Source organism: Escherichia sp. MOD1-EC5950 (genome assembly GCF_002965345.1).
Taxonomy (GTDB): Bacteria; Pseudomonadota; Gammaproteobacteria; order Enterobacterales; family Enterobacteriaceae; genus Escherichia; species Escherichia marmotae.
Genome location: NZ_PTSR01000003.1, coordinates 121,672 through 142,997, shown reverse-complemented (window position 1 = coordinate 142,997; position 21,326 = coordinate 121,672). Strand labels below are relative to the sequence as shown.

Below are 21,326 nucleotides of genomic sequence, written 5' to 3'. Positions count from 1 at the left end.
AAAACCAGGCCTCGATTTTAAATGCAAATAGCAATCATATTCAATAAGGCAAGGCGATCAGGATCAGTGAAAATGCATTTTTTGGCTCAATTGACCTTACTTTAAGTACAGCCTTAACAAAGACATCATCTTTCCGTTGCAGATCTTTGTCCTTTCAAATAACGTACTTTACAACTTTTCCGAACAAGGAGTTGCGCCCGTGTTGTATGTTATTTACGCTCAAGACAAAGCTGATAGCCTCGAAAAACGTCTTTCCGTTCGTCCGGCACATTTAGCACGTTTACAATTACTGCATGATGAAGGCCGTTTACTGACGGCAGGACCAATGCCTGCGGTTGATAGCAATGATCCGGGTGCCGCAGGTTTTACCGGATCGACGGTGATTGCTGAATTTGAATCTCTGGAAGCAGCGCAAGCCTGGGCCGATGCCGATCCTTACGTAGCAGCCGGTGTATATGAACAAGTATCAGTGAAACCCTTCAAAAAAGTATTCTGAACATTTTCTCTTCTTCTAAGGGGCACGATGGTGAAAATCGTGCCCTTATTTATTGTTTCCTGGCTTAGGTACACCACACAATGATTGCTCCAGCAGCAACAAACAGTTAATAACTTTATCTGTATATCCTGATATATCATCAGCATATTCAGGGGAAAAATACATAATATCCTCCCCTTATGCGACAGAGCGCCTTAAAACCTTTGATTGCGACGGATAAAGTCATCTACTATTGATTAACACATTCATGAGTCGTATGTATGTTCACATTATGTACGCGTAAAGATAATTAAACAAAATTGTGGTTACAGAGGTATCAGTGAGTCACTGGGCTACATTCCGGCAAACAGCGGTAAATTTATGGGTGACACTACGGCACGATATTATCGCGTTGGCCGTCTTTCTAAATGGATTGCTTATTTTCAAAACAATCTATGGCATGTCGGTCAATCTGCTCGATATTTTCCATATCCAGGCATTTTCAGAACTTGACCTCTCCCTTCTGGCGAATGCACCTCTGTTTATGCTGGGTGTCTTTCTTGTACTGAACTCAATCGGCTTGCTGTTTCGGGCAAAACTGGCGTGGGCGATCAGTATCATTTTATTGCTGATTACACTTATCTACACCCTACACTTCTATCCCTGGCTGAAATTCAGCATTGGGTTTTGCATCTTTACACTGGTGATTTTGCTGGTGCTGCGCAAAGACTTCTCCCACAGTAGTGCCGCAGCCGGAACAATTTTCGCTTTTATTAGTTTTACGACGTTACTGTTTTATTCCACCTATGGCGCGCTTTATTTAAGCGAAGGTTTTAATCCGAGAATAGAGAGTCTGATGACGGCCTTCTATTTTTCGATAGAAACGATGTCAACGGTGGGCTATGGCGATATCGTCCCTGTTTCTGAATCGGCACGTCTGTTTACTATTTCGGTTATTATTTCCGGCATTACTGTTTTCGCCACCTCCATGACGTCTATTTTTGGTCCGCTTATCCGCGGAGGATTCAATAAACTTGTGAAAGGAAACAAGCATACGATGAATCGTAAAGATCACTTTATTGTTTGCGGGCACTCCATTCTGGCAATCAACACGATTCTGCAACTGAATCAACGCGGACAAAATGTGACTGTTATCAGTAATCTGCCAGAAGATGACATCAAACAACTCGAACAGCGATTAGGTGACAATGCTGATGTTATTTCCGGGGACAGCAATGACAGTTCGGTATTAAAGAAAGCGGGAATCGATCACTGCCGGGCTATTCTGGCGCTCAGTGATAACGATGCAGATAACGCTTTTGTCGTCCTGTCGGCTAAAGATATGAGCAAAGATGTCAAAACAGTGCTTGCCGTCAGTGATAGCAAAAATCTCAACAAAATTAAAATGGTACATCCGGACATCATTCTCTCGCCGCAACTGTTCGGCAGTGAAATCCTGGCGCGTATTCTCAATGGTGAAGAAGTTAATAATGATATGCTCGTCTCAATGTTGCTGAACTCCGGGCATGGTATTTTCAGCGATAAGAACGACGATGATGGCAACGAAACTGTGAAAAAATAAAACCGGATGGGCACCGTGATGGTGCCCGGCTCATTCAGATATTGTAGATCGCAAACAATAACGAGTTACGCTGTTTGTTTAGAAGGCACTTCCTGATGCTGTGGATACGCATATTTCGGCGCGACTGCCCCTCAAGCCAACGCGATTTCCGTCGGCTAGCCTGACGCTGCATGCGCCAGCGCCCCACTTCCGTTCTACTCCGCTTCATGTTAACTACTCTATGCAATAACAGAGTGGTCATTATACCTCCGCCCCCGACGCTGACCAGTGCTTTTCCGGTGTTTTTATTTGCCAGATGAATCCATATGCGTAAACTCATAACAATGCGCTTTCAAAAGGATTTCTAATCTATGACAACCGTTTATACGTTGGTGAGTTGGTTGGCCATTCTGGGATACTGGTTGCTCATTGCAGGCGTAACATTACGCATTCTAATGAAACGACGCGCCGTTCCCTCCGCTATGGCCTGGCTGTTGGTCATTTACATTCTGCCTCTGGTCGGAATTATTGCCTATCTGGCAGTCGGTGAACTGCATTTAGGCAAGCGCCGCGCCGAACGTGCAAGAGCGATGTGGCCTTCTACGGCTAAATGGCTTAACGATCTTAAAGCCTGTAAACACATTTTCGCGGAAGAAAATAGCAGTGTCGCCGGGCCGTTATTTAAGCTCTGCGAGCGCCGTCAGGGTATCGCGGGCGTTAAAGGTAACCAACTGCAACTGATGACCGAGTCTGATGATGTGATGCAGGCGTTGATCCGTGACATCCAACTGGCTCGCCATAATATTGAGATGGTGTTTTACATCTGGCAGCCCGGCGGCATGGCAGATCAGGTGGCTGAGTCGTTGATGGCCGCAGCCCGCCGCGGTATTCATTGCCGACTGATGCTCGACTCTGCCGGGAGTGTGGCTTTCTTTCGCAGCCCGTGGCCGGAGCTGATGCGTAATGCTGGTATCGAAGTGGTCGAATCCTTAAAGGTTAACCTGATGCGCGTATTTTTACGCCGCATGGATCTGCGCCAGCACCGCAAGATGATCATGATCGATAATTACATTGCCTATACCGGTAGCATGAATATGGTCGATCCACGTTTCTTCAAACAGGATGCGGGAGTAGGACAATGGATTGACCTGATGGCCCGCATGGAAGGTCCTATTGCTACCGCCATGGGGATTATTTATTCCTGCGACTGGGAGATTGAAACCGGAAAACGCATTCTGCCACCGCCGCCTGATGTCAATATTATGCCGTTTGAACAGTCCAGCGGTCATACGATCCATACCATAGCTTCTGGCCCCGGCTTCCCGGAAGACCTGATTCACCAGGCGTTACTCACCGCTGCATATTCAGCACGCGAATATTTAATCATGACGACGCCCTACTTCGTGCCCAGCGATGACTTACTTCACGCGATTTGCACAGCAGCACAGCGCGGAGTTGATGTCAGTATTATTCTGCCGCGTAAAAATGACTCAATGCTGGTAGGCTGGGCCAGCCGCGCATTCTTTACTGAACTGTTGGCCGCTGGGGTTAAAATTTATCAGTTTGAAGGCGGGTTATTACATACCAAGAGCGTGCTGGTCGATGGCGAACTAAGTCTGGTGGGGACTGTGAACCTTGATATGCGCAGCCTGTGGTTAAATTTTGAGATCACGCTGGCGATCGACGATAAAGGTTTTGGTGCTGACCTGGCTGCTGTTCAGGACGATTATATCTCGCGCTCACGTCTGCTTGATGCGCGGCTGTGGGCAAAACGACCGCTCTGGCAGCGCGTTGCCGAGCGACTGTTTTACTTCTTCAGTCCGTTGCTGTAAAACGTCGCCAACAGATGTTAAACGGGTAGTGACTATGGATATGGATTTAAACAATCGCCTGACTGAAGATGAAACGCTTGAGCAGGCTTATGATATTTTTCTCGAACTGGCCGCAGATAATCTCGATCCGGCGGATGTTCTGCTGTTCAATCTTCAGTTTGAAGAACGTGGCGGTGCGGAGTTATTCGACCCGGCAGAAGACTGGCAGGAACATGTTGATTACGATTTGAACCCGGACTTTTTTGCAGAAGTGGTGATTGGTCTGGCGGACAGTGAAGATGGTGAAATTAACGATGTTTTCGCCCGTATCCTGTTATGTCGCGAAAAAGATCACAAACTTTGCCATATCATCTGGCGTGAATAAATATCGCTTTTGGTGTGAAAAAGGGCTGACGGTTGTCAGCCCTTTTGTTTTTAAAGCGGATCGACTTTCAGGCAAGAGACCGCATGTCTGAAACTGCCCTCCAGCACCGGGCGCGTTTTGGCACATTCCGGGCCGGCGATCGGGCAACGTGTGCGGAACACACAACCAGACGGAGGATTGATGGGCGAAGGCAATTCCCCTTCCAGTAACTGGATGGATTTGTTCTTCTCCAGATCCGGATCAGGAATTGGCACCGCCGACATCAAGGCTTTGGTATAAGGATGCAGCGGATTGTGGTAGACCTCATCATACGTCCCCAGCTCCACCGCGTGTCCGAGATACATCACCAGCACGCGATCGGAAATGTGTTTTACCACTGCCAGATCGTGAGCAATAAAAATTAATGACAATCCCATCTCACGTTGCAACTGCTGGAGCAGGTTCACCACCTGTGCCTGAATTGACACGTCCAGCGCCGAAACAGGCTCATCGCAGATAATCAGTTTCGGTTCAAGAATGAGTGCACGTGCAATCCCGATACGCTGGCACTGCCCCCCGGAGAACTCATGCGGATAGCGGTTAATCAGGTTAGGTAGCAAGCCGACTTTCATCATCATCGCCTTCACGCGCTCACGGACTTCCTGGCGTGACATTTTCGGATGATAGGTACGCAGCGGTTCAGCGATGATCTCGCCAATCGTCATACGTGGGTTAAGAGACGCCAGCGGGTCCTGAAAAATCATCTGGATATCACTGCGAACGGCACGCCATTCATCAGGCTTCATCCCTAACAACTCTTTTCCTAACCACGCGACGCGCCCATCGGTCGCTTTAACCAGGCCGATAATAGCGCGGGCAAAGGTGGATTTACCGCAACCGGATTCCCCTACTACGCCTAATGTCTCCCCTTCATAAAGTCGAAGTGTGACTCCATCAACGGCTTTCAGGGTTTTCGCCGGTTGCCAGAACCACTGTTTGCCATCTTTAATCTCAAAGTGAACTTTCAGATCGGCAATTTCCAGGAGAACTTTTCTTTCTTCCGTAACAGCATTCATAACAGTTCCCCCACTGGTTTAAAACAGGCGCGCAAGCGACCTGGCGTGAACTCTTCCAGCGGCGGCGCACTGCTACAAATTTCCATCGCATGTGGACAGCGCGGCTGGAACGGGCAACCTTTTGGTAAACGTAGCAGGTTTGGTGGATTTCCCGGTATGGTCAACATAGCTTCACCTTCCGCATCAAGACGCGGCACCGCATTGAGTAAACCGATAGAGTAAGGATGAACGGGCTGATAAAAGACATCGCGCGCGTTGCCGTATTCCATGGTGCGCCCAGCGTACATCACCAATACTTTGTCACAGATCCCCGCCACCACACCCAGATCGTGGGTGATCATAATGATGGCAGTATTGAATTCCCGTTTCAGGTCATTCAATAGCGTCATGATTTGCGCCTGCACAGTCACGTCCAGCGCAGTGGTAGGTTCGTCAGCAATCAGCAATTTAGGCCGACACAACAATGCCATCGCAATCATTACACGCTGACGCATACCGCCAGAAAATTCATGCGGGAACATCTTCATGCGCTTACGCGCTTCCGGCATTTTTACGGCATCAAGCATCCGCACCGACTCTCCAAACGCTTCAGCCTTGCTCATACTCTTATGCAGCATCAGCACTTCCATCAACTGCTCACCGACGCGCATATACGGGTTCAACGAAGTCATCGGGTCCTGAAAAATCATCGAGATTTGTTCAGCGCGCAGTTTATTGAGTTCGCGTTCTGGCAGGTTGAGGATCTCACGGCCATTAAAAGTGGCCGATCCACCAATGTGTCCGTTCGCGGCCAACAGCCCCATTAAAGCAAACGCGGTTTGCGACTTACCGGAACCAGACTCACCTACGATACCCAACGTTTCTCCGGCACGCAGAGAAAAATTCAAATCATTGACCGCTGTGACGTCGCCGTCCGGGGTACTAAATGTCACTCGCAAATCCTTCACGTTCAGCAGTGCGTTAGCCTGTTGCTGTGCAAGCGGTACGGTTGCAGTTTCAATTACGCTCATGGCTGCACTCCTTAACGATCTTTCGGGTCGAGGGCATCACGTAAGCCATCCCCGATAAAGTTGAAACAAAACAGCGTCACCACAAGGAAACCGGCCGGAAACAGCAGCAACCAGGGCGAGACTTCCATCGAGTTCGCACCATCACTTAGCAATGCGCCCCAACTACTTAACGGCTCTTGCGTACCCAGCCCCAGGAAGCTAAGGAAAGACTCAAAGAGGATCATGCTTGGCACCAGTAGCGATGCGTACACCACCACTACGCCGAGCACGTTCGGCACAATGTGGCGAATCACGATACCGGGCGTAGAGACTCCACCAACTTGTGCTGCCTCAATAAACTCTTTGCGCTTCAGACTAAGGGTTTGCCCACGTACGATACGCGCCATATCCAGCCAGGAAACCATGCCAATCGCCACGAAAATCAGCAGAATGTTTTGGCCAAAGAAGGTCACCAGCAAAATGACGAAGAACATGAATGGGAAGGAATTGAGGATTTCCAGCAAACGCATCATTACCGAGTCCACCTTGCCGCCAAGATAACCGGAAAGCGAACCGTAAAGCGTACCTACGACTACAGCCACCAGCGCCGCAGCAACCCCGACCATGAGTGAGATACGCCCACCAATTGCAACACGTACCAGCAGATCGCGTCCGGATGAATCAGTACCAAAGTAGTGACCGGACTCCATATCTGGAGCGCTGGACATCATCGCCCAATCGGTATCGTCATAGGCAAATTGCGAAAGCATCGGTGCCAGGATAACAAACAGAGCAATCAGCACCAGTACAATGAGACTGGCGACCGCCGCACGGTTATGCATAAAACGACGGCGTGCGTCCTGCCATAAACTGCGCCCTTCGACCTCCAGCTTTTCACTGAAATTTTCCAGCGTCTCGCTGTTTTTCTTACTTAACATCATCGCGAGCTCCAGTATCAGTAACGGATTTTCGGGTCGATAACCGCATATAGCACATCGACAATGGCATTGAACAAAATGGTTAATGCACCAACCAGAATGGTCAGGCTTAAAACCAATGAATAGTCACGGTTCAACGCGCCATTAACAAACAATTGCCCGATCCCAGGTAAACCATAAATGGTTTCGATGACCATAGAACCGGTAATAATGCCGACAAATGCGGGTCCCATATATGAAAGTACGGGTAACAGCGCAGGTTTTAATGCGTGGCGAAGGATAATTCTGCGCATAGGTAAACCTTTCGCGCGGGCAGTGCGAATAAAGTTGGAGTGTAAAACTTCAATCATTGAACCACGGGTAATACGCGCGATACTGGCGATATAGGCGAGTGACAACGCCACCATCGGTAATATCATGAATTTCAGCGCCCCGCCATTCCATCCGCCGCCGGGTAGCCAATGCAAAATGATCGCGAATATCATGACTAATAATGGCGCAACCACAAAACTGGGGATAACCACCCCGGTCATTGCCAGCCCCATCACGGTATAGTCCCATTTGGTGTTTTGTTTTAATGCGGCAATAACGCCAGCACTCACACCCAGCACCACCGCGAGGAAAAATGCAGCGGCACCCAATTTTGCAGAAACAGGAAAACTGGATGCTACCAGGTCATTGACCGAATAATCTTTATATTTAAAAGACGGACCGAAATCGCCATGCGCCAGTTGTTTCAGGTAGCTGAAATACTGTGTCATGATCGGATCATTAAGATGATATTTCGCTTCGATATTGGCCATCACTTCTGGCGGTAACGTGCGTTCACCAGTAAAAGGACTTCCCGGGGCGAGGCGCATCATAAAGAACGAAATAGTAATAAGAATAAATAGCGTCGGAATCGCTTCCAGACAGCGACGTAGAATAAATTTTAACATTGCCGTACCTTCTGGCCTGTGCCTTCTGTAATGCGATAAAAACCAGACACCGTGGAGCAGGACTCGCCTACCCCACGTATTGCCATTAGTGCTTCACAATGTACATATTTCTGGTGTAGGTGTTATCCAGCGGATCTTTACCGGTATAACCTCCAACCCACGGTTTTACCAGACGCGCGTTCACGTAGTAATAAACCGGAACAATGGCCGAATCTTTATCCAACTGTTGCTCTGCTTTGGTGTACAACGCCGTGCGCTGCGCCTCGTCAGTGGCTTTCAGCGTTTCCGCCATAATACTGTCAAACGCCGGGCTCTTATAATGCGCGGTGTTCATCGAGCTGTTCGACAGCATGGTGTTCAGGAAGGAGGTCGGTTCGTTGTAGTCGGCACACCAACCTGCACGAGCCACATCAAAAGTTCCCTGGTGACGGGTGTCAAGGAAGGTTTTCCATTCCTGGTTAACCAGTTTGACGTTAACACCTATGTTTTTCTTCCACAGCGAAGAGGCGGCAATGGCCAGCTTTTTATGCAGATCGGACGTGTTATATAGCAGGTTAATCGTTAACGGTTTGTCTGCAGTATAACCCGCTTCGGCCAGCAGTTTTTTAGCTTCTTCGTTACGTTTTTCCTGGCTCCAGCCAAACCATTCTGGCTGAGTTAATTTTGCACCATCAGTATAAGGAGGTGTGTAACCATAGGCTGGCATATCGCCCTGTGCTTTAACTTTATTAACGATGATATCGCGGTCCATACCCAGTTTCAGCGCTGTACGCACGCGCACGTCGTTGAATGGCGCTTTCTGGTTATTAATTTCGTAATAGTAGGTACACAGATATGGGTCGACGTGAACTTCGTCCGGGATCTCTTTTTTCAGTTTCTGGAACAGCTCGATCGGCATGTTGTTATAAGTCATATCGATTTCACCGCTGCGATAGCGGTTTACATCGGTAACTTCAGAAGCGATCGGCAAATAAGTCACCTGATTAATAACCGTTTTCGCGTTGTTCCAGTAAGTCGGGCTGCGCTCAAGAACGATACGTTCGTTAACGACCCAATCTTTTAATGTATAGGCACCGTTGGTGACGATATTACCCGGCTGAGTCCATTTTTCGCCAAATTTCTCAATGGCGGCTTTTGGCACCGGAGAAGTAGACGGGTGAACCAACAATTTATAGAAGTACGGAACAGGCTCACTTAATGTAACTTCTAACGTGTGATCATCGATGGCTTTCACGCCGAGATCGGTAATCGGTTTTTTCCCTTCGAGAATTTCATCAATACCGGCAATATGCCCATATTGCAGATAACTTGCATAGGGAGACGCCGTGTTCGGATCAACAGAACGTTGCCAACTATATACAAAGTCTTGCGCAGTGACTGGCGTGCCATCAGACCATTTCGCATCTTTACGCAGATGGAATGTCCAGACTTTAGCGTCTTTATTATCCCAGGATTCAGCAACGCCCGGAGCCGGATGGCCGTCGAGATCGCTGACCAATAAGCCTTCAAACAAGTCGCGGCTGATATTAGACTCCGGAACCCCTTCAATTTTGTGCGGATCTAATGATTGAACTTCAGAACCATTATTGCGCACCAGCGTTTGTTTTTCTGCGAGCTGAACACCCGCGGGCACATCAGCCGCCAACGCGACATTCCCTGCCATAAGCGCAGCCAGAACGCCTGCTGCGACTAAACTTCTCTTGGTGATGTTGGTCATTGTTTTTTGGACTCCCTCATTATAATTACTGGTTTGAACCAGCATGTGTAATCCCGGATTGGGACCCTGGACAGATTCGGAGACTTTCTGCTGCCAGGTTACTTTATCGTTACGCTTTACTATCACCGACTTTGTTTATTCTGGTGATTCGGACGACCACCTTACGTCGATTCTTACTGTGCCTCCCCTGTCGAGACACATTTATTTACTGCAGCAATTTTTATTGTTAATAATTCCCATTACCAATAAAATTGCCTGATGGTTGGCCGGAAAGTATCAAATGCGCTTCTTGCTCGCCAATACATTTTGCAAAATTGTTAAGCAATTCTCTTTTATTGACCATGACAGTACCTAAACCCCCCATCAAGCTGCCAATAAAATCATTTAAAAACATAAAGATAGAAAATCAGGAAGCAAGACTGTCTTTTCTGGTAACCATTATGATAGAGAAATGCACAATAATTTAACAACAGCTCATTATTTAGCACATTCCTCTACCAAATCCAGTGGAATTACTAATATCATTTCAATTATTCTTCAGCAAGACCCTGAATTATGATGTCGCGAAAATAACATGATGAGGAGGAGCGCGAGGTAAGGATATTCTTATAACTGGCTGTAATGTGAGAAAAAATATTTATCTATTTCGTTTGCTTCTGATAACTGCGTTGGGCCAAAGTAAAAATAATGACGAAAAAACGGAGCACTATGACTCCGTTTCGGATGAAAGGAATTAATTGAGCAGGCCAGGGAAAATCCCTTTGATTCCATTAACAATAAATTCAATCCCTAATGCCATCAGTAACAACCCCATAATACGGGTAATCACGTTGATGCCGGTCTGGCGCAGAACCCTTACCAGCCAGGGAGCCATACGGAATAAGCCCCAACAACATAAAGCAAACAACGCGATTGCCACAAAAAAACCGAACAAGTAACCAATGCTGTGATAACGCGTTCCCCAAACGATAGTTGAGCTGATCGCTCCCGGCCCTGCCATCAAAGGCAATGCGAGCGGTACAACGCCGATGCTTTCACGAATTGCGGTTTCTGATTTTTCTTGTTTGTTCTGTTTATCCTCGCCAAGTTTGCCACTGATCATCGACATCGCAATTGTGACCACCAGAATGCCACCCGCGATACGGAACGAATCAATCGAGATGCCAAAAAGTTGCAGAATCGTGTCGCCAAGAAAAAGCGCAATCCACAAGATGATCGCTACCGACAGGTTGGCGGTCAGATTTGTTTTGTTTCTCGCTGCCGCGGTCTGATAGCTGGTCATACTGATGAACACAGGGATGATCCCAACAGGGTTAACCAGCGCAAATAACCCGATAAAAAACTTAAAATAAACGGGAAAATCAAAGAGTGTCTGAATCACAGTTAGCTCCGAAGCAAAGGCCGGATAATGTTAGTCATAACCAAGGGTAAAAAATACGCGCTGACAATACGCCTTTTGGCAGCATTTTTCACCTCCTAACTGCTTAAAATCACTATCATTCATTATTGTTATCTAGACGTACAAAACATGCTAATGTAGCCAACAATAAATACTACAATTTATTAACTATTAGCTTTTGTAGCTAAAAGCGGAGCTGAAAGGTGTCAGCTTTGCTGAATTTTGATCTAGATCACGCAATCAGTACCCAGAAGTGAGTAATCTTGCTTACGCCACCTGGAAGTGACGCATTAGAGTTCAATGACTCTAATGTTTAAACTCTTTTAGTAAATCACAGTGAGTGTGAGCACGAGTAAGATTTTGATTTTCAAAGGTTAAGCAAATCATCATCGCACTGACTATACTCTCGTATTCGAGCAGATGATTTACTAAAAAAGTTTAACATTATCAGGAGAGCATTATGGCTGTTACTAATGTCGCTGAACTTAACGCACTCGTAGAGCGTGTAAAAAAAGCCCAGCGTGAATATGCCAGTTTCACTCAAGAGCAAGTTGACAAAATCTTCCGCGCCGCCGCTCTGGCTGCCGCAGATGCTCGAATCCCACTCGCGAAAATGGCCGTTGCTGAATCCGGCATGGGTATTGTTGAAGACAAAGTGATTAAAAACCACTTCGCTTCAGAATATATCTACAACGCGTATAAAGATGAAAAAACCTGCGGTATTCTGTCCGAAGACGACACTTTCGGTACTATCACTATCGCTGAACCAATCGGTATTATTTGCGGTATCGTTCCGACCACTAACCCGACTTCAACCGCTATCTTCAAATCGCTGATCAGCCTGAAGACCCGTAACGCCATCATTTTCTCTCCACACCCGCGTGCAAAAGATGCAACTAACAAAGCTGCTGACATCGTTCTGCAGGCTGCTATCGCTGCTGGTGCGCCGAAAGATCTGATCGGCTGGATCGATCAACCTTCTGTTGAACTCTCCAACGCGTTGATGCACCACCCTGACATTAACCTGATCCTTGCAACCGGTGGTCCAGGCATGGTTAAAGCGGCATACAGCTCCGGTAAACCAGCTATCGGCGTAGGTGCAGGTAACACCCCAGTTGTTATTGATGAAACTGCTGATATCAAACGTGCTGTTGCATCTGTACTGATGTCCAAAACCTTCGACAACGGCGTAATCTGTGCTTCTGAACAATCTGTTGTTGTGGTTGATTCTGTTTATGATGCTGTGCGTGAACGTTTCGCGACCCACGGCGGCTACATGCTGCAGGGCAAAGAACTGAAGGCAGTTCAGGACGTTATCCTGAAAAATGGCGCGCTGAACGCAGCTATCGTTGGTCAACCGGCGTATAAAATTGCTGAACTGGCTGGCTTCTCTGTTCCAGAAAATACTAAGATTCTGATCGGTGAAGTGACTGTTGTTGATGAAAGTGAGCCGTTCGCTCATGAAAAACTGTCCCCGACTCTGGCAATGTACCGTGCGAAAGATTTCGAAGACGCGGTAGATAAGGCAGAGAAACTGGTTGCTATGGGCGGTATCGGACATACCTCTTGCCTGTACACCGACCAGGATAACCAACCGGCACGCGTTTCTTACTTCGGTCAGAAAATGAAAACTGCCCGTATCCTGATCAACACCCCGGCGTCTCAGGGTGGTATCGGTGACCTGTATAACTTCAAACTCGCACCTTCCCTGACTCTGGGTTGTGGTTCCTGGGGTGGTAACTCCATCTCTGAAAACGTTGGTCCGAAACACCTGATCAACAAGAAAACCGTTGCTAAGCGAGCTGAAAACATGTTGTGGCACAAACTTCCGAAATCTATCTACTTCCGCCGTGGCTCCCTGCCAATCGCGCTGGATGAAGTGATTACTGATGGCCACAAACGTGCGCTCATCGTGACTGACCGCTTCCTGTTCAACAACGGCTATGCTGACCAGATCACTTCCGTATTGAAAGCGGCTGGCGTAGAAACTGAAGTTTTCTTCGAAGTTGAAGCAGACCCGACTCTGAGCATCGTACGTAAAGGCGCAGAACTGGCGAACTCCTTCAAACCGGACGTCATTATCGCGCTGGGTGGTGGTTCTCCGATGGACGCTGCGAAGATCATGTGGGTTATGTACGAACACCCGGAAACTCACTTCGAAGAACTGGCGCTGCGTTTTATGGACATCCGTAAACGTATCTACAAGTTCCCGAAAATGGGCGTGAAAGCGAAAATGATCGCAGTCACCACCACTTCCGGTACAGGTTCTGAAGTTACTCCGTTTGCGGTTGTAACTGACGACGCTACTGGTCAGAAATATCCGCTGGCAGACTATGCGCTGACCCCGGATATGGCGATTGTTGACGCCAACCTGGTTATGGATATGCCGAAGTCCCTGTGTGCTTTCGGCGGTCTGGATGCAGTCACTCACGCTATGGAAGCTTATGTTTCTGTACTGGCTTCTGAGTTCTCTGATGGTCAGGCTCTGCAAGCGCTGAAACTGCTGAAAGAATACCTGCCAGCGTCCTACCACGAAGGGGCTAAAAACCCGGTAGCACGCGAGCGTGTTCACAGTGCGGCAACTATCGCAGGTATCGCGTTTGCGAACGCCTTCCTGGGTGTATGTCACTCAATGGCGCACAAACTGGGTTCCCAGTTCCATATTCCGCACGGTCTGGCAAACGCCTTGCTGATTTGTAACGTTATTCGTTACAACGCAAACGACAACCCGACCAAGCAGACTGCATTCAGCCAGTATGACCGTCCGCAAGCACGCCGTCGTTATGCTGAAATTGCAGACCACCTGGGTCTGAGCGCACCGGGCGACCGTACTGCTGCTAAGATCGAGAAACTGCTGGCATGGCTGGAAACGCTGAAAGCAGAACTGGGTATTCCGAAATCTATCCGTGAGGCTGGCGTTCAGGAAGCTGACTTCCTCGCGAACGTAGATAAACTGTCTGAAGATGCATTCGATGACCAGTGCACCGGCGCTAACCCGCGTTATCCGCTGATCTCCGAGCTGAAACAGATTCTGCTGGATACCTACTATGGTCGTGATTATGTAGAAGGTGCACCAGCAGCAAAGGAAGCAGCTCCGGCTAAAGCAGAGAAAAAAGCGAAGAAATCCGCTTAATCAATAACTCTGTATAACAGTATAAACGGTCCCTTTTGGGGCCGTTTTTTGTTTTTGTCATAAACCGATACTATGCAAGATCAAATAACTCAGCAGCGTTAGTATTCTCATATTTATACTGTTATCTAATGTGCGAAAACTGCGATAACCTGTAAACGACTCTACTTCGTAGATGACGAAGCATCGGAGCACTAAAACCGTTTGGTTACACTTTTAGCGATGGTTAAGAGTAGGGAAGGATTTATGACTCGGAAGAAGTTAGTAAAACGAACTGACAGGATAAAGGCGTCCCGTTCATCCTGTCAGTAAAGAAAATCTTATTAATCGTGTTGGTGTTTTTCCTGAATAGCCGTCAGAGAGCCGACTTCTAACGCTTCTTTATAGTGTTTACGGCAAACTGAGACATAACGCTCATTACCACCAATAACCACCTGCTCGCCTTCGTTATAAGGTCTACCCTCCTGATCGAGACGTAACACCATGCTTGCCTTACGGCCACAAAAGCAGATGGTTTTTAATTCGACCAGTTTGTCTGACCATGCCAGTAAGTATTGGCTGCCGGTAAATAATTCACCGCGAAAATCGGTACGTAAACCATAACAAAGTACAGGTATATCGAGTTGATCGACAACCTCCGATAATTCATATACTTGTTGTCTGCTTAAAAACTGGCATTCATCAACCAATACACAATGAATTGCCTGTTGTTCATGCTCCGCACGAATCTCATCAAATAATGATGAATTTTGGTTAAATAATTTTGCAGGTGATGACAAGCCTATACGCGAACTGACTTTCCCAGCTCCGAAACGATCATCAATTTCCGCCGTATATACGACAGTGCGCATACCGCGTTCCTGGTAATTGTATGAAGATTGCAACAATGCCGTAGACTTACCCGCATTCATTGCGGAATAGTAGAAATATAGCTGTGCCATCAGCCACAGACCCTCAATGATATGAAATAAAGTTGGTTGAAGTTTATCATAATTCGCCAGTTTTACAGTGCAACAGTACGCGCAGAAGAGGTATATACGTCATTCTTTTAGAAGGATGGCATAATCCTTCAGAGCTATCATTGCGACTGCTTTGCTTGTTATAACTGCGTAAATGACTCCTGGTAACTATTCACAATCTTTAACTTGTTGCACAAGTAATAACCCCCTGTTGACCTCCAGCATACGGCAATACAAAGTCCCTGCACTTATTGCAACTGTTCTACTTTTCATCATTCGCTTAATAGGGGATTTCGTAAACATGACTAATACCGAAGAGTAAAAGGTGCCAGCACATGTTAATCCCTACATAAAATGTGACATGAATCAGGAAGTTTTAACCTTAGGTGGTGCAAAAGTACCGATGCAAATAGGGCTATATGCCGCGTCTTTTCTGACTAATTTTATGAAAAGATATTTATTGGCGGCACAAAATAAAGAACAATTTTGAATTCCTTACATTCCTGGCTATTGCACAACTGAATTTAAGGCTCTATTATTACCTCAACAAACCACCCCAATATAAGTTTGAGATTACTACAATGAGCGAAGCACTTAAAATTCTGAACAACATCCGTACTCTTCGTGCGCAGGCAAGAGAATGTACACTTGAAACGCTGGAAGAAATGCTGGAAAAATTAGAAGTTGTCGTTAACGAACGTCGCGAAGAAGAAAGTGCGGCTGCTGCTGAAGTTGAAGAGCGCACTCGTAAACTGCAGCAATATCGTGAAATGCTGATCGCTGACGGTATTGACCCGAACGAACTGCTGAATAGCATGGCTGCTGTTAAATCTGGCACCAAAGCTAAACGTGCACAGCGTCCGGCTAAATATAGCTACGTTGACGAGAACGGCGAAACCAAAACCTGGACTGGCCAGGGTCGTACTCCGGCAGTAATCAAAAAAGCAATGGATGAGCAAGGTAAATCCCTCGACGATTTCCTGATCAAGCAATAATCTTTTTTAGATTCAGCTTGCTTAAAATCCCGCCATTGGCGGGATTTTTTATTGTCCGTTTTAAGACTATCCAATAAGAATAAGCTATAAAAAAACGGCATTGATAACTCAATGCCGTTCCGTAGAAAACATCGCTATAGATGTTACTTCTTAATGCCCATCTCTTCTTCAAGCCAGGCTTTAAATTCAGTACCCAGTGTATTGTGACGAATACCGTATTCGACAAATGCCTGCATGTAACCTAATTTATTACCACAGTCATGGCTCTTCCCTTTCATATGATAGGCTTCAACCGTTTCTTTCTCGATCAGCATATCAATAGCATCGGTCAGTTGAATTTCATCGCCTGCTCCCGGAGGAGTTTTTGCCAGCAGCGGCCAAATATCAGCGCTAAGTACGTAACGACCAACAATAGCGAGATTAGATGGTGCAACATCTGCTTTCGGTTTTTCTACTACACCAACCATCGGCACACTTTCACCAGGCGCTAATTCCACACCTTTGCAATCCACAACACCATATGCTGTCACATCAGCAACAGGTTCAACCATGATCTGGCTATGACCAGTTCCATCAAAGCGGCGGATCATCTCTGCAAGGTTATCCTGCGACAAATCGGATTCGTATTCATCCAGAATAACGTCTGGCAAAATAACAGCCACAGGTTCATCACCAACGACCGGGTGAGCACACAATACCGCGTGCCCCAGACCTTTCGCCAGCCCCTGACGAACTTGCATAATAGTCACGTGCGGCGGACAAATAGACTGCACTTCATCAAGCAACTGGCGTTTTACACGTTTCTCCAGCATAGCTTCCAGTTCAAAACTGGTATCAAAGTGGTTTTCAATAGAGTTTTTAGATGAGTGAGTAACCAGCACAATTTCAGTAATGCCAGCCGCAATACATTCATTCACGACGTATTGAATTAATGGCTTATCGACAAGCGGTAGCATCTCTTTCGGGATAGCTTTTGTCGCCGGCAACATCCTGGTTCCTAATCCCGCTACCGGGATAACGGCTTTTTTGACTTTCGTGTTAATGGCAGCCATTTAAATTCTCCTGGACTGTTCGTGTATTGAACGTGTTCATATTTCTGTATCACATCCCAGTATATCAGTACCCTGACAAGGCCTGGTTCCGAAAAGGATGTGAGTTAACATAATTAAGACAATTACTTATACGAATGGCGACGATAGTACCACCAGCCAACATTAGCGGGTAATGCAATTTTATCCAAAATTATCGTTTGCTCATTCCGCAGACAACATCAACCGCAGCCTTCCACCGGTTCCCCAAATTTGGCATTGCCAGGCATCACATCGCTGACTCAATTGATTCAAATAGGCATTACCTAATGTCCCTAACGGAACGCCATTACTGATTTGAATCTGGTGTTCGCCCGCATTCAACGTCGCATTCAAGCCTGCGGAAACCAGAATGAGATTTTTCAATTCACGATGGTAATAGCCGACTAATAGCGGAAACTGACCAGGCAAATTGGCCTGGCGTAGTAAATGGTTTACCTGCTTCAATAACGCGCCTAACTCTGGCAAACGTTGATTTTGGTGCGCAAGCTGTTCCTGTAATAAGCCATTAAACAGCGCACGTAATAACAAAGCGGCAAGGACGCCATTATGTCCAGCTCGGGTTACATCAAGACAATAAAAAGCCAGATCATTTTCCGATAGTGCTGCAATATCAAGTACCAGACCAGGTTTATCAACAGCTACGAGTTGGCGATAATTAACCCGGCAATGGGAAATCTCCTGCTGAACCGGTGGTTGTAATTCTTGCAATAATTTCGCGGCAGCGGTGGGATTATCCACCATTGCATCCCAGTCGCGAAAAAGTCTTTCTTCTTCCTCAACCCGGGAGTTAAACATGCTGGGATAAAGACAAGCAAAAACCATCTCACGCAGGCGATTAAGATCTTTAACCGGTTTCAGCAAAACATCTTCTACCCCCAGGCGTAACGCTTTCGCAATATCTGCCATATTTTCCGTAGCAGAAATCACCAGGACAGGGGTTTGATCCCCCCGGTTACGGATATGCTCCAGCAGTTTTAAACCATTCATTCTTGGCATTGCAATATCACATATCATCAGATCGGGTGTGAAACCTCCCAGTAGCTCAAGGGCATCCACCCCATCAGCCGCCAGTACCGTTGTCGCTCCCAATGAGGAAAACCACGAATCCAGAAGCGAGCGAAAGACTGGCTCATCTTCAACTATGAGAATCTGTTTTCCGACCAATGGCTGCGTCATGTTCTCTCCCCTGACTGGCTTTATTCAATAGTGACATGCTATTGCCATCAGTGCCTGTCAGAATTAACTTAAGTGTAGATAAAAAATCAGATTAAAACGTTAGTTCGAACCAGCGGTAAAAGTTCATCCATTTTCTTTTCTACCGCCAATTGTCCTGCCGCAATCGCGGCGTTGGCACGATGAAAATCCAGGGTAGATATCTGCGGACATAAAGGTTGAATCAGAATATCAGGCGGGTCTCCAGCCATGCGGTTTCGTTTGAGGCGGTTTTCCAGCACCTGGATTGAGGTAGTCATAATTTCTGTCGCTGTCGGTGCCGTGACAGCCCGGCGCGCAGTAAAACTGCTTAACCGCTCTTTCAGCCGTGCATGCCACGGTAAAGCATCTTCAGTGTCATCATTTTCAGTACTGACATTGAATGAAAGAAGGTCTTGTTGCATCAAGTGCGCATCGTGCTGGAGATCAACCGCTATTACGATATCAGCGCCCATCGCACGCGTGAGGGAAATAGGAATCGGATTAACAACTGCGCCATCAACCAGCCAATAGCCGTTATGAGCAACCGGTGCCATCAGGCCGGGAATGCTGCATGATGCTCGAATAGCAAGATGGAGATCACCTTCGGTAAACCACAGTTCTCTCCCCGTACTTAAATTTGTGGCGACCGCAGCGAAACGGCGTGAACAATTTTCTATCTCTGTTTCCGGCATAATTTCGCGATACCGATTGAATACACGCTCACCGCGCAGCAATCCGCCACGCTGCCAGGAGAGATCCATCAGCCGTAAAACATCCCAGTAGCTAAAAGAGGTGACCCACTCTTCCAGCGCGGACAGGCGATCACATGCATAGGCTGCGCCCACCAGCGAACCGATTGAACATCCTGCAACGATATCTATTTCAATGCCCATTTCTTTTAGCGCGTTAATGACGCCAATATGCGACCATCCTCGCGCCGCGCCGGATCCTAGCGCCAGCCCTATTTTTATCTTTCTCATTATTCCTGCAAGCTTCCCCTGGAATGCAGCCGTAGCCACATCGCTACTGCTCGGTTAACATAGTGCTACGCAGGCGATTAATACGCCGTTATTGTTTCCAGGGAGATTATTTGTGTCTGAGCTTTGTCCCTGTGGTAGTGCTGTCGAGTATAGCCTATGTTGCCACCCTTATGTGTCTGGTGAAAAGGTTGCACCTGATCCTGAACATCTCATGCGTTCGCGTTACTGCGCTTTTGTGATGCAAGACGCAGATTATTTAATAAAGACCTGGCATCCATCCTGTGGCGCTGCAGCGTTGCGTACCGAATTGATGGCCGGATTTGCGCATACCGAATGGTTGGGGCTGACCGTATTTGAACGCTCATACCATGAAGGTGATGACGTAGGTTATGTTAGTTTCGTCGCTCGATTTACCGAACAGGGTAAAACAGGAGCGATAATTGAACGTTCGCGATTTTTGAAAGAAAACAGTCAGTGGTACTATATTGACGGTACACGTCCACAGTTTGGCCGCAACGATCCCTGCCCTTGTGGTTCAGGTAAAAAATTTAAAAAGTGCTGCGGCCAATAATGGTTGACGGTACGGTTAAGCAAACACTCTCAACAAGGTTTTTCCAGCAATGCATTCACTCCAACGAAAAGTTTTGCGTACCATTTGCCCGGATCAAAAGGGTCTGATCGCGCGTATTACTAATATTTGCTACAAGCACGAGTTAAATATCGTGCAGAACAATGAATTTGTTGATCACCGCACCGGGCGCTTTTTTATGCGCACGGAGCTGGAAGGCATATTTAATGATTCCACCCTGCTGGCGGATCTCGATAGCGCATTGCCGGAAGGTTCTGTGCGTGAGCTCACTCCCGCCGGTCGTCGTCGGATAGTCATTCTGGTCACTAAAGAAGCACATTGCCTTGGCGATCTGCTGATGAAAGCCACTTATGGCGGACTGGATGTGGAAATAGCGGCAGTCATCGGCAACCACGACACTTTGCGTTCACTGGTGGAGCGTTTTGATATCCCGTTTGAACTGGTCAGCCATGAAGGATTAAGTCGTAACGAACACGATCAGAAGATGGCAGATGCTATTGATGCTTATCAGCCTGATTACGTGGTGCTGGCGAAATATATGCGTGTATTAACGCCGGAGTTCGTGGCGCGCTTTCCGAATAAGATTATCAATATTCACCATTCATTCCTGCCGGCATTTATTGGCGCACGCCCGTACCATCAGGCGTATGAGCGCGGGGTGAAGATTATTGGTGCAACAGCACACTACGTAAATGACAATCTGGATGAAGGTCCAATCATCATGCAGGACGTTATTCATGTGGATCATACTTACACTGCTGAAGATATGATGCGGGCAGGTCGTGATGTCGAGAAAAATGTATTAAGCCGCGCGCTTTACCAGGTTTTGGCCCAGCGCGTTTTTGTTTACGGTAACCGGACGATTATTCTTTAATCGCCAGCCAAAAGAACTGGTTGCCTTTAATCCGTTACGGATGAAAATTACGCAACTAGTTCATTTTTCTCAACGTAACACTTTACAGCGGCGTGTCATTTGATATGATGCGCCCCGCTTCCCAATGAGGGAGCAGGCCAGTAAAAAGCATTACCCCGTGGTGGGGTTCCCGAGCGGCCAAAGGGAGCAGACTGTAAATCTGCCGTCATCGACTTCGAAGGTTCGAATCCTTCCCCCACCACCATC

The 21,326-nt window shown here is 47.1% G+C and carries 20 protein-coding genes and 1 tRNA gene; 9 read left to right on the top strand and 12 right to left on the bottom strand.

Annotation, left to right across the window (positions count from 1 at the left end; genetic code table 11):
- Positions 1 to 199 precede the first annotated feature (199 nt).
- Complete coding sequence (locus BEA93_RS05270; protein ID WP_000967596.1) at positions 200 to 496, top strand: YciI family protein; 297 nt, start codon at positions 200 to 202, stop codon at positions 494 to 496.
- 319 nt (positions 497 to 815) lie between these two features.
- Positions 816 to 2,057, top strand: a complete 1,242-nt coding sequence (gene kch, locus BEA93_RS05265; protein WP_000020081.1) for a voltage-gated potassium channel protein — start codon at positions 816 to 818, stop codon at positions 2,055 to 2,057.
- Positions 2,058 to 2,091: 34 nt separating this feature from the next.
- Here the strand turns inward: kch and BEA93_RS24970 are convergent, their stop codons facing one another.
- A complete protein-coding gene (locus BEA93_RS24970; protein WP_122983112.1) occupies positions 2,092 to 2,265 on the bottom strand; it encodes a YciY family protein in 174 nt (57 codons plus the stop codon).
- Positions 2,266 to 2,407: 142 nt separating this feature from the next.
- On the opposite strand from BEA93_RS24970, the gene cls reads away from it, so the two are divergent.
- Together cls and BEA93_RS05250 are read left to right on the top strand one after the other, a co-directional pair.
- On the top strand, positions 2,408 to 3,868 hold the full coding sequence (cls, locus tag BEA93_RS05255; RefSeq protein WP_000214527.1) for a cardiolipin synthase: 1,461 nt from the start codon (positions 2,408 to 2,410) through the stop codon (positions 3,866 to 3,868).
- Between the two features lie 34 nt (positions 3,869 to 3,902).
- Complete coding sequence (locus BEA93_RS05250; protein WP_000366964.1) at positions 3,903 to 4,232, top strand: HI1450 family dsDNA-mimic protein; 330 nt, start codon at positions 3,903 to 3,905, stop codon at positions 4,230 to 4,232.
- A gap of 50 nt (positions 4,233 to 4,282) precedes the next feature.
- Here the strand turns inward: BEA93_RS05250 and oppF are convergent, their stop codons facing one another.
- The 7 genes from oppF to ychE form a co-directional block, all read right to left on the bottom strand.
- The gene (oppF, locus tag BEA93_RS05245) at positions 4,283 to 5,287 is read right to left on the bottom strand and encodes a murein tripeptide/oligopeptide ABC transporter ATP-binding protein OppF (protein ID WP_000994879.1); all 1,005 of its coding nucleotides are present in this window, start codon (positions 5,285 to 5,287) and stop codon (positions 4,283 to 4,285) included.
- A complete protein-coding gene (gene oppD, locus BEA93_RS05240) occupies positions 5,284 to 6,297 on the bottom strand; it encodes a murein tripeptide/oligopeptide ABC transporter ATP-binding protein OppD (RefSeq protein ID WP_105224443.1) in 1,014 nt (337 codons plus the stop codon). The genes oppF and oppD overlap by 4 nt, the downstream gene beginning before the upstream one ends.
- Before the next feature lie 11 nt (positions 6,298 to 6,308).
- Positions 6,309 to 7,217 carry an oligopeptide ABC transporter permease OppC gene (gene oppC, locus BEA93_RS05235; RefSeq protein WP_000979659.1) on the bottom strand — a complete coding sequence of 303 codons (909 nt, stop codon included), beginning with the start codon at positions 7,215 to 7,217 and terminating at the stop codon, positions 6,309 to 6,311.
- Positions 7,218 to 7,231: 14 nt separating this feature from the next.
- Positions 7,232 to 8,152: an oligopeptide ABC transporter permease OppB gene (gene oppB, locus BEA93_RS05230; protein ID WP_000911114.1), complete on the bottom strand. Its 921-nt coding sequence runs from the start codon at positions 8,150 to 8,152 to the stop codon at positions 7,232 to 7,234.
- Between the two features lie 85 nt (positions 8,153 to 8,237).
- Positions 8,238 to 9,869, bottom strand: a complete 1,632-nt coding sequence (gene oppA, locus BEA93_RS05225) for an oligopeptide ABC transporter substrate-binding protein OppA (protein ID WP_010377652.1) — start codon at positions 9,867 to 9,869, stop codon at positions 8,238 to 8,240.
- Between the two features lie 226 nt (positions 9,870 to 10,095).
- Positions 10,096 to 10,263: a hypothetical protein gene (locus BEA93_RS25210; RefSeq protein WP_157941651.1), complete on the bottom strand. Its 168-nt coding sequence runs from the start codon at positions 10,261 to 10,263 to the stop codon at positions 10,096 to 10,098.
- Positions 10,264 to 10,602: 339 nt separating this feature from the next.
- A complete protein-coding gene (gene ychE, locus BEA93_RS05210; protein WP_000616766.1) occupies positions 10,603 to 11,250 on the bottom strand; it encodes an NAAT family transporter YchE in 648 nt (215 codons plus the stop codon).
- Positions 11,251 to 11,728: 478 nt separating this feature from the next.
- On the opposite strand from ychE, the gene adhE reads away from it, so the two are divergent.
- Positions 11,729 to 14,401, top strand: coding sequence for a bifunctional acetaldehyde-CoA/alcohol dehydrogenase (adhE, locus tag BEA93_RS05205; protein WP_000301631.1), 2,673 nt, complete (start codon positions 11,729 to 11,731; stop codon positions 14,399 to 14,401).
- Between the two features lie 320 nt (positions 14,402 to 14,721).
- On the opposite strand, the gene tdk is transcribed toward adhE, so the two are convergent.
- Positions 14,722 to 15,339, bottom strand: coding sequence for a thymidine kinase (gene tdk, locus BEA93_RS05200; protein ID WP_000068068.1), 618 nt, complete (start codon positions 15,337 to 15,339; stop codon positions 14,722 to 14,724).
- Between the two features lie 599 nt (positions 15,340 to 15,938).
- Here tdk and hns point away from each other — a divergent pair.
- Complete coding sequence (gene hns, locus BEA93_RS05195; RefSeq protein ID WP_001287385.1) at positions 15,939 to 16,352, top strand: histone-like nucleoid-structuring protein H-NS; 414 nt, start codon at positions 15,939 to 15,941, stop codon at positions 16,350 to 16,352.
- A gap of 143 nt (positions 16,353 to 16,495) precedes the next feature.
- Here hns and galU read toward each other — a convergent pair whose 3' ends face one another.
- From galU to rssA, 3 genes are all read right to left on the bottom strand, one after another.
- Positions 16,496 to 17,404 (bottom strand): UTP--glucose-1-phosphate uridylyltransferase GalU, encoded by a 909-nt coding sequence (gene galU / locus BEA93_RS05190; RefSeq protein ID WP_000719000.1) that lies wholly within the window; start codon positions 17,402 to 17,404, stop codon positions 16,496 to 16,498.
- A gap of 201 nt (positions 17,405 to 17,605) precedes the next feature.
- The gene (gene rssB, locus BEA93_RS05185) at positions 17,606 to 18,619 is read right to left on the bottom strand and encodes a two-component system response regulator RssB (protein ID WP_001516510.1); all 1,014 of its coding nucleotides are present in this window, start codon (positions 18,617 to 18,619) and stop codon (positions 17,606 to 17,608) included.
- Between the two features lie 86 nt (positions 18,620 to 18,705).
- Positions 18,706 to 19,617 (bottom strand): patatin-like phospholipase RssA, encoded by a 912-nt coding sequence (rssA, locus tag BEA93_RS05180; RefSeq protein ID WP_024191887.1) that lies wholly within the window; start codon positions 19,615 to 19,617, stop codon positions 18,706 to 18,708.
- A 112-nt stretch (positions 19,618 to 19,729) separates the two neighbouring features.
- Between rssA and BEA93_RS05175 the strand changes: the two genes are divergently transcribed.
- From BEA93_RS05175 to BEA93_RS05165, 3 genes are all read left to right on the top strand, one after another.
- Entirely contained in the window at positions 19,730 to 20,188 is a 459-nt protein-coding gene (locus BEA93_RS05175; RefSeq protein ID WP_085448993.1) for a YchJ family protein, read from the top strand.
- 49 nt (positions 20,189 to 20,237) lie between these two features.
- A complete protein-coding gene (gene purU / locus BEA93_RS05170) occupies positions 20,238 to 21,080 on the top strand; it encodes a formyltetrahydrofolate deformylase (protein WP_000555861.1) in 843 nt (280 codons plus the stop codon).
- A 159-nt stretch (positions 21,081 to 21,239) separates the two neighbouring features.
- Positions 21,240 to 21,324: transfer RNA gene (locus BEA93_RS05165), tRNA-Tyr, on the top strand.
- Positions 21,325 to 21,326 lie beyond the last annotated feature (2 nt).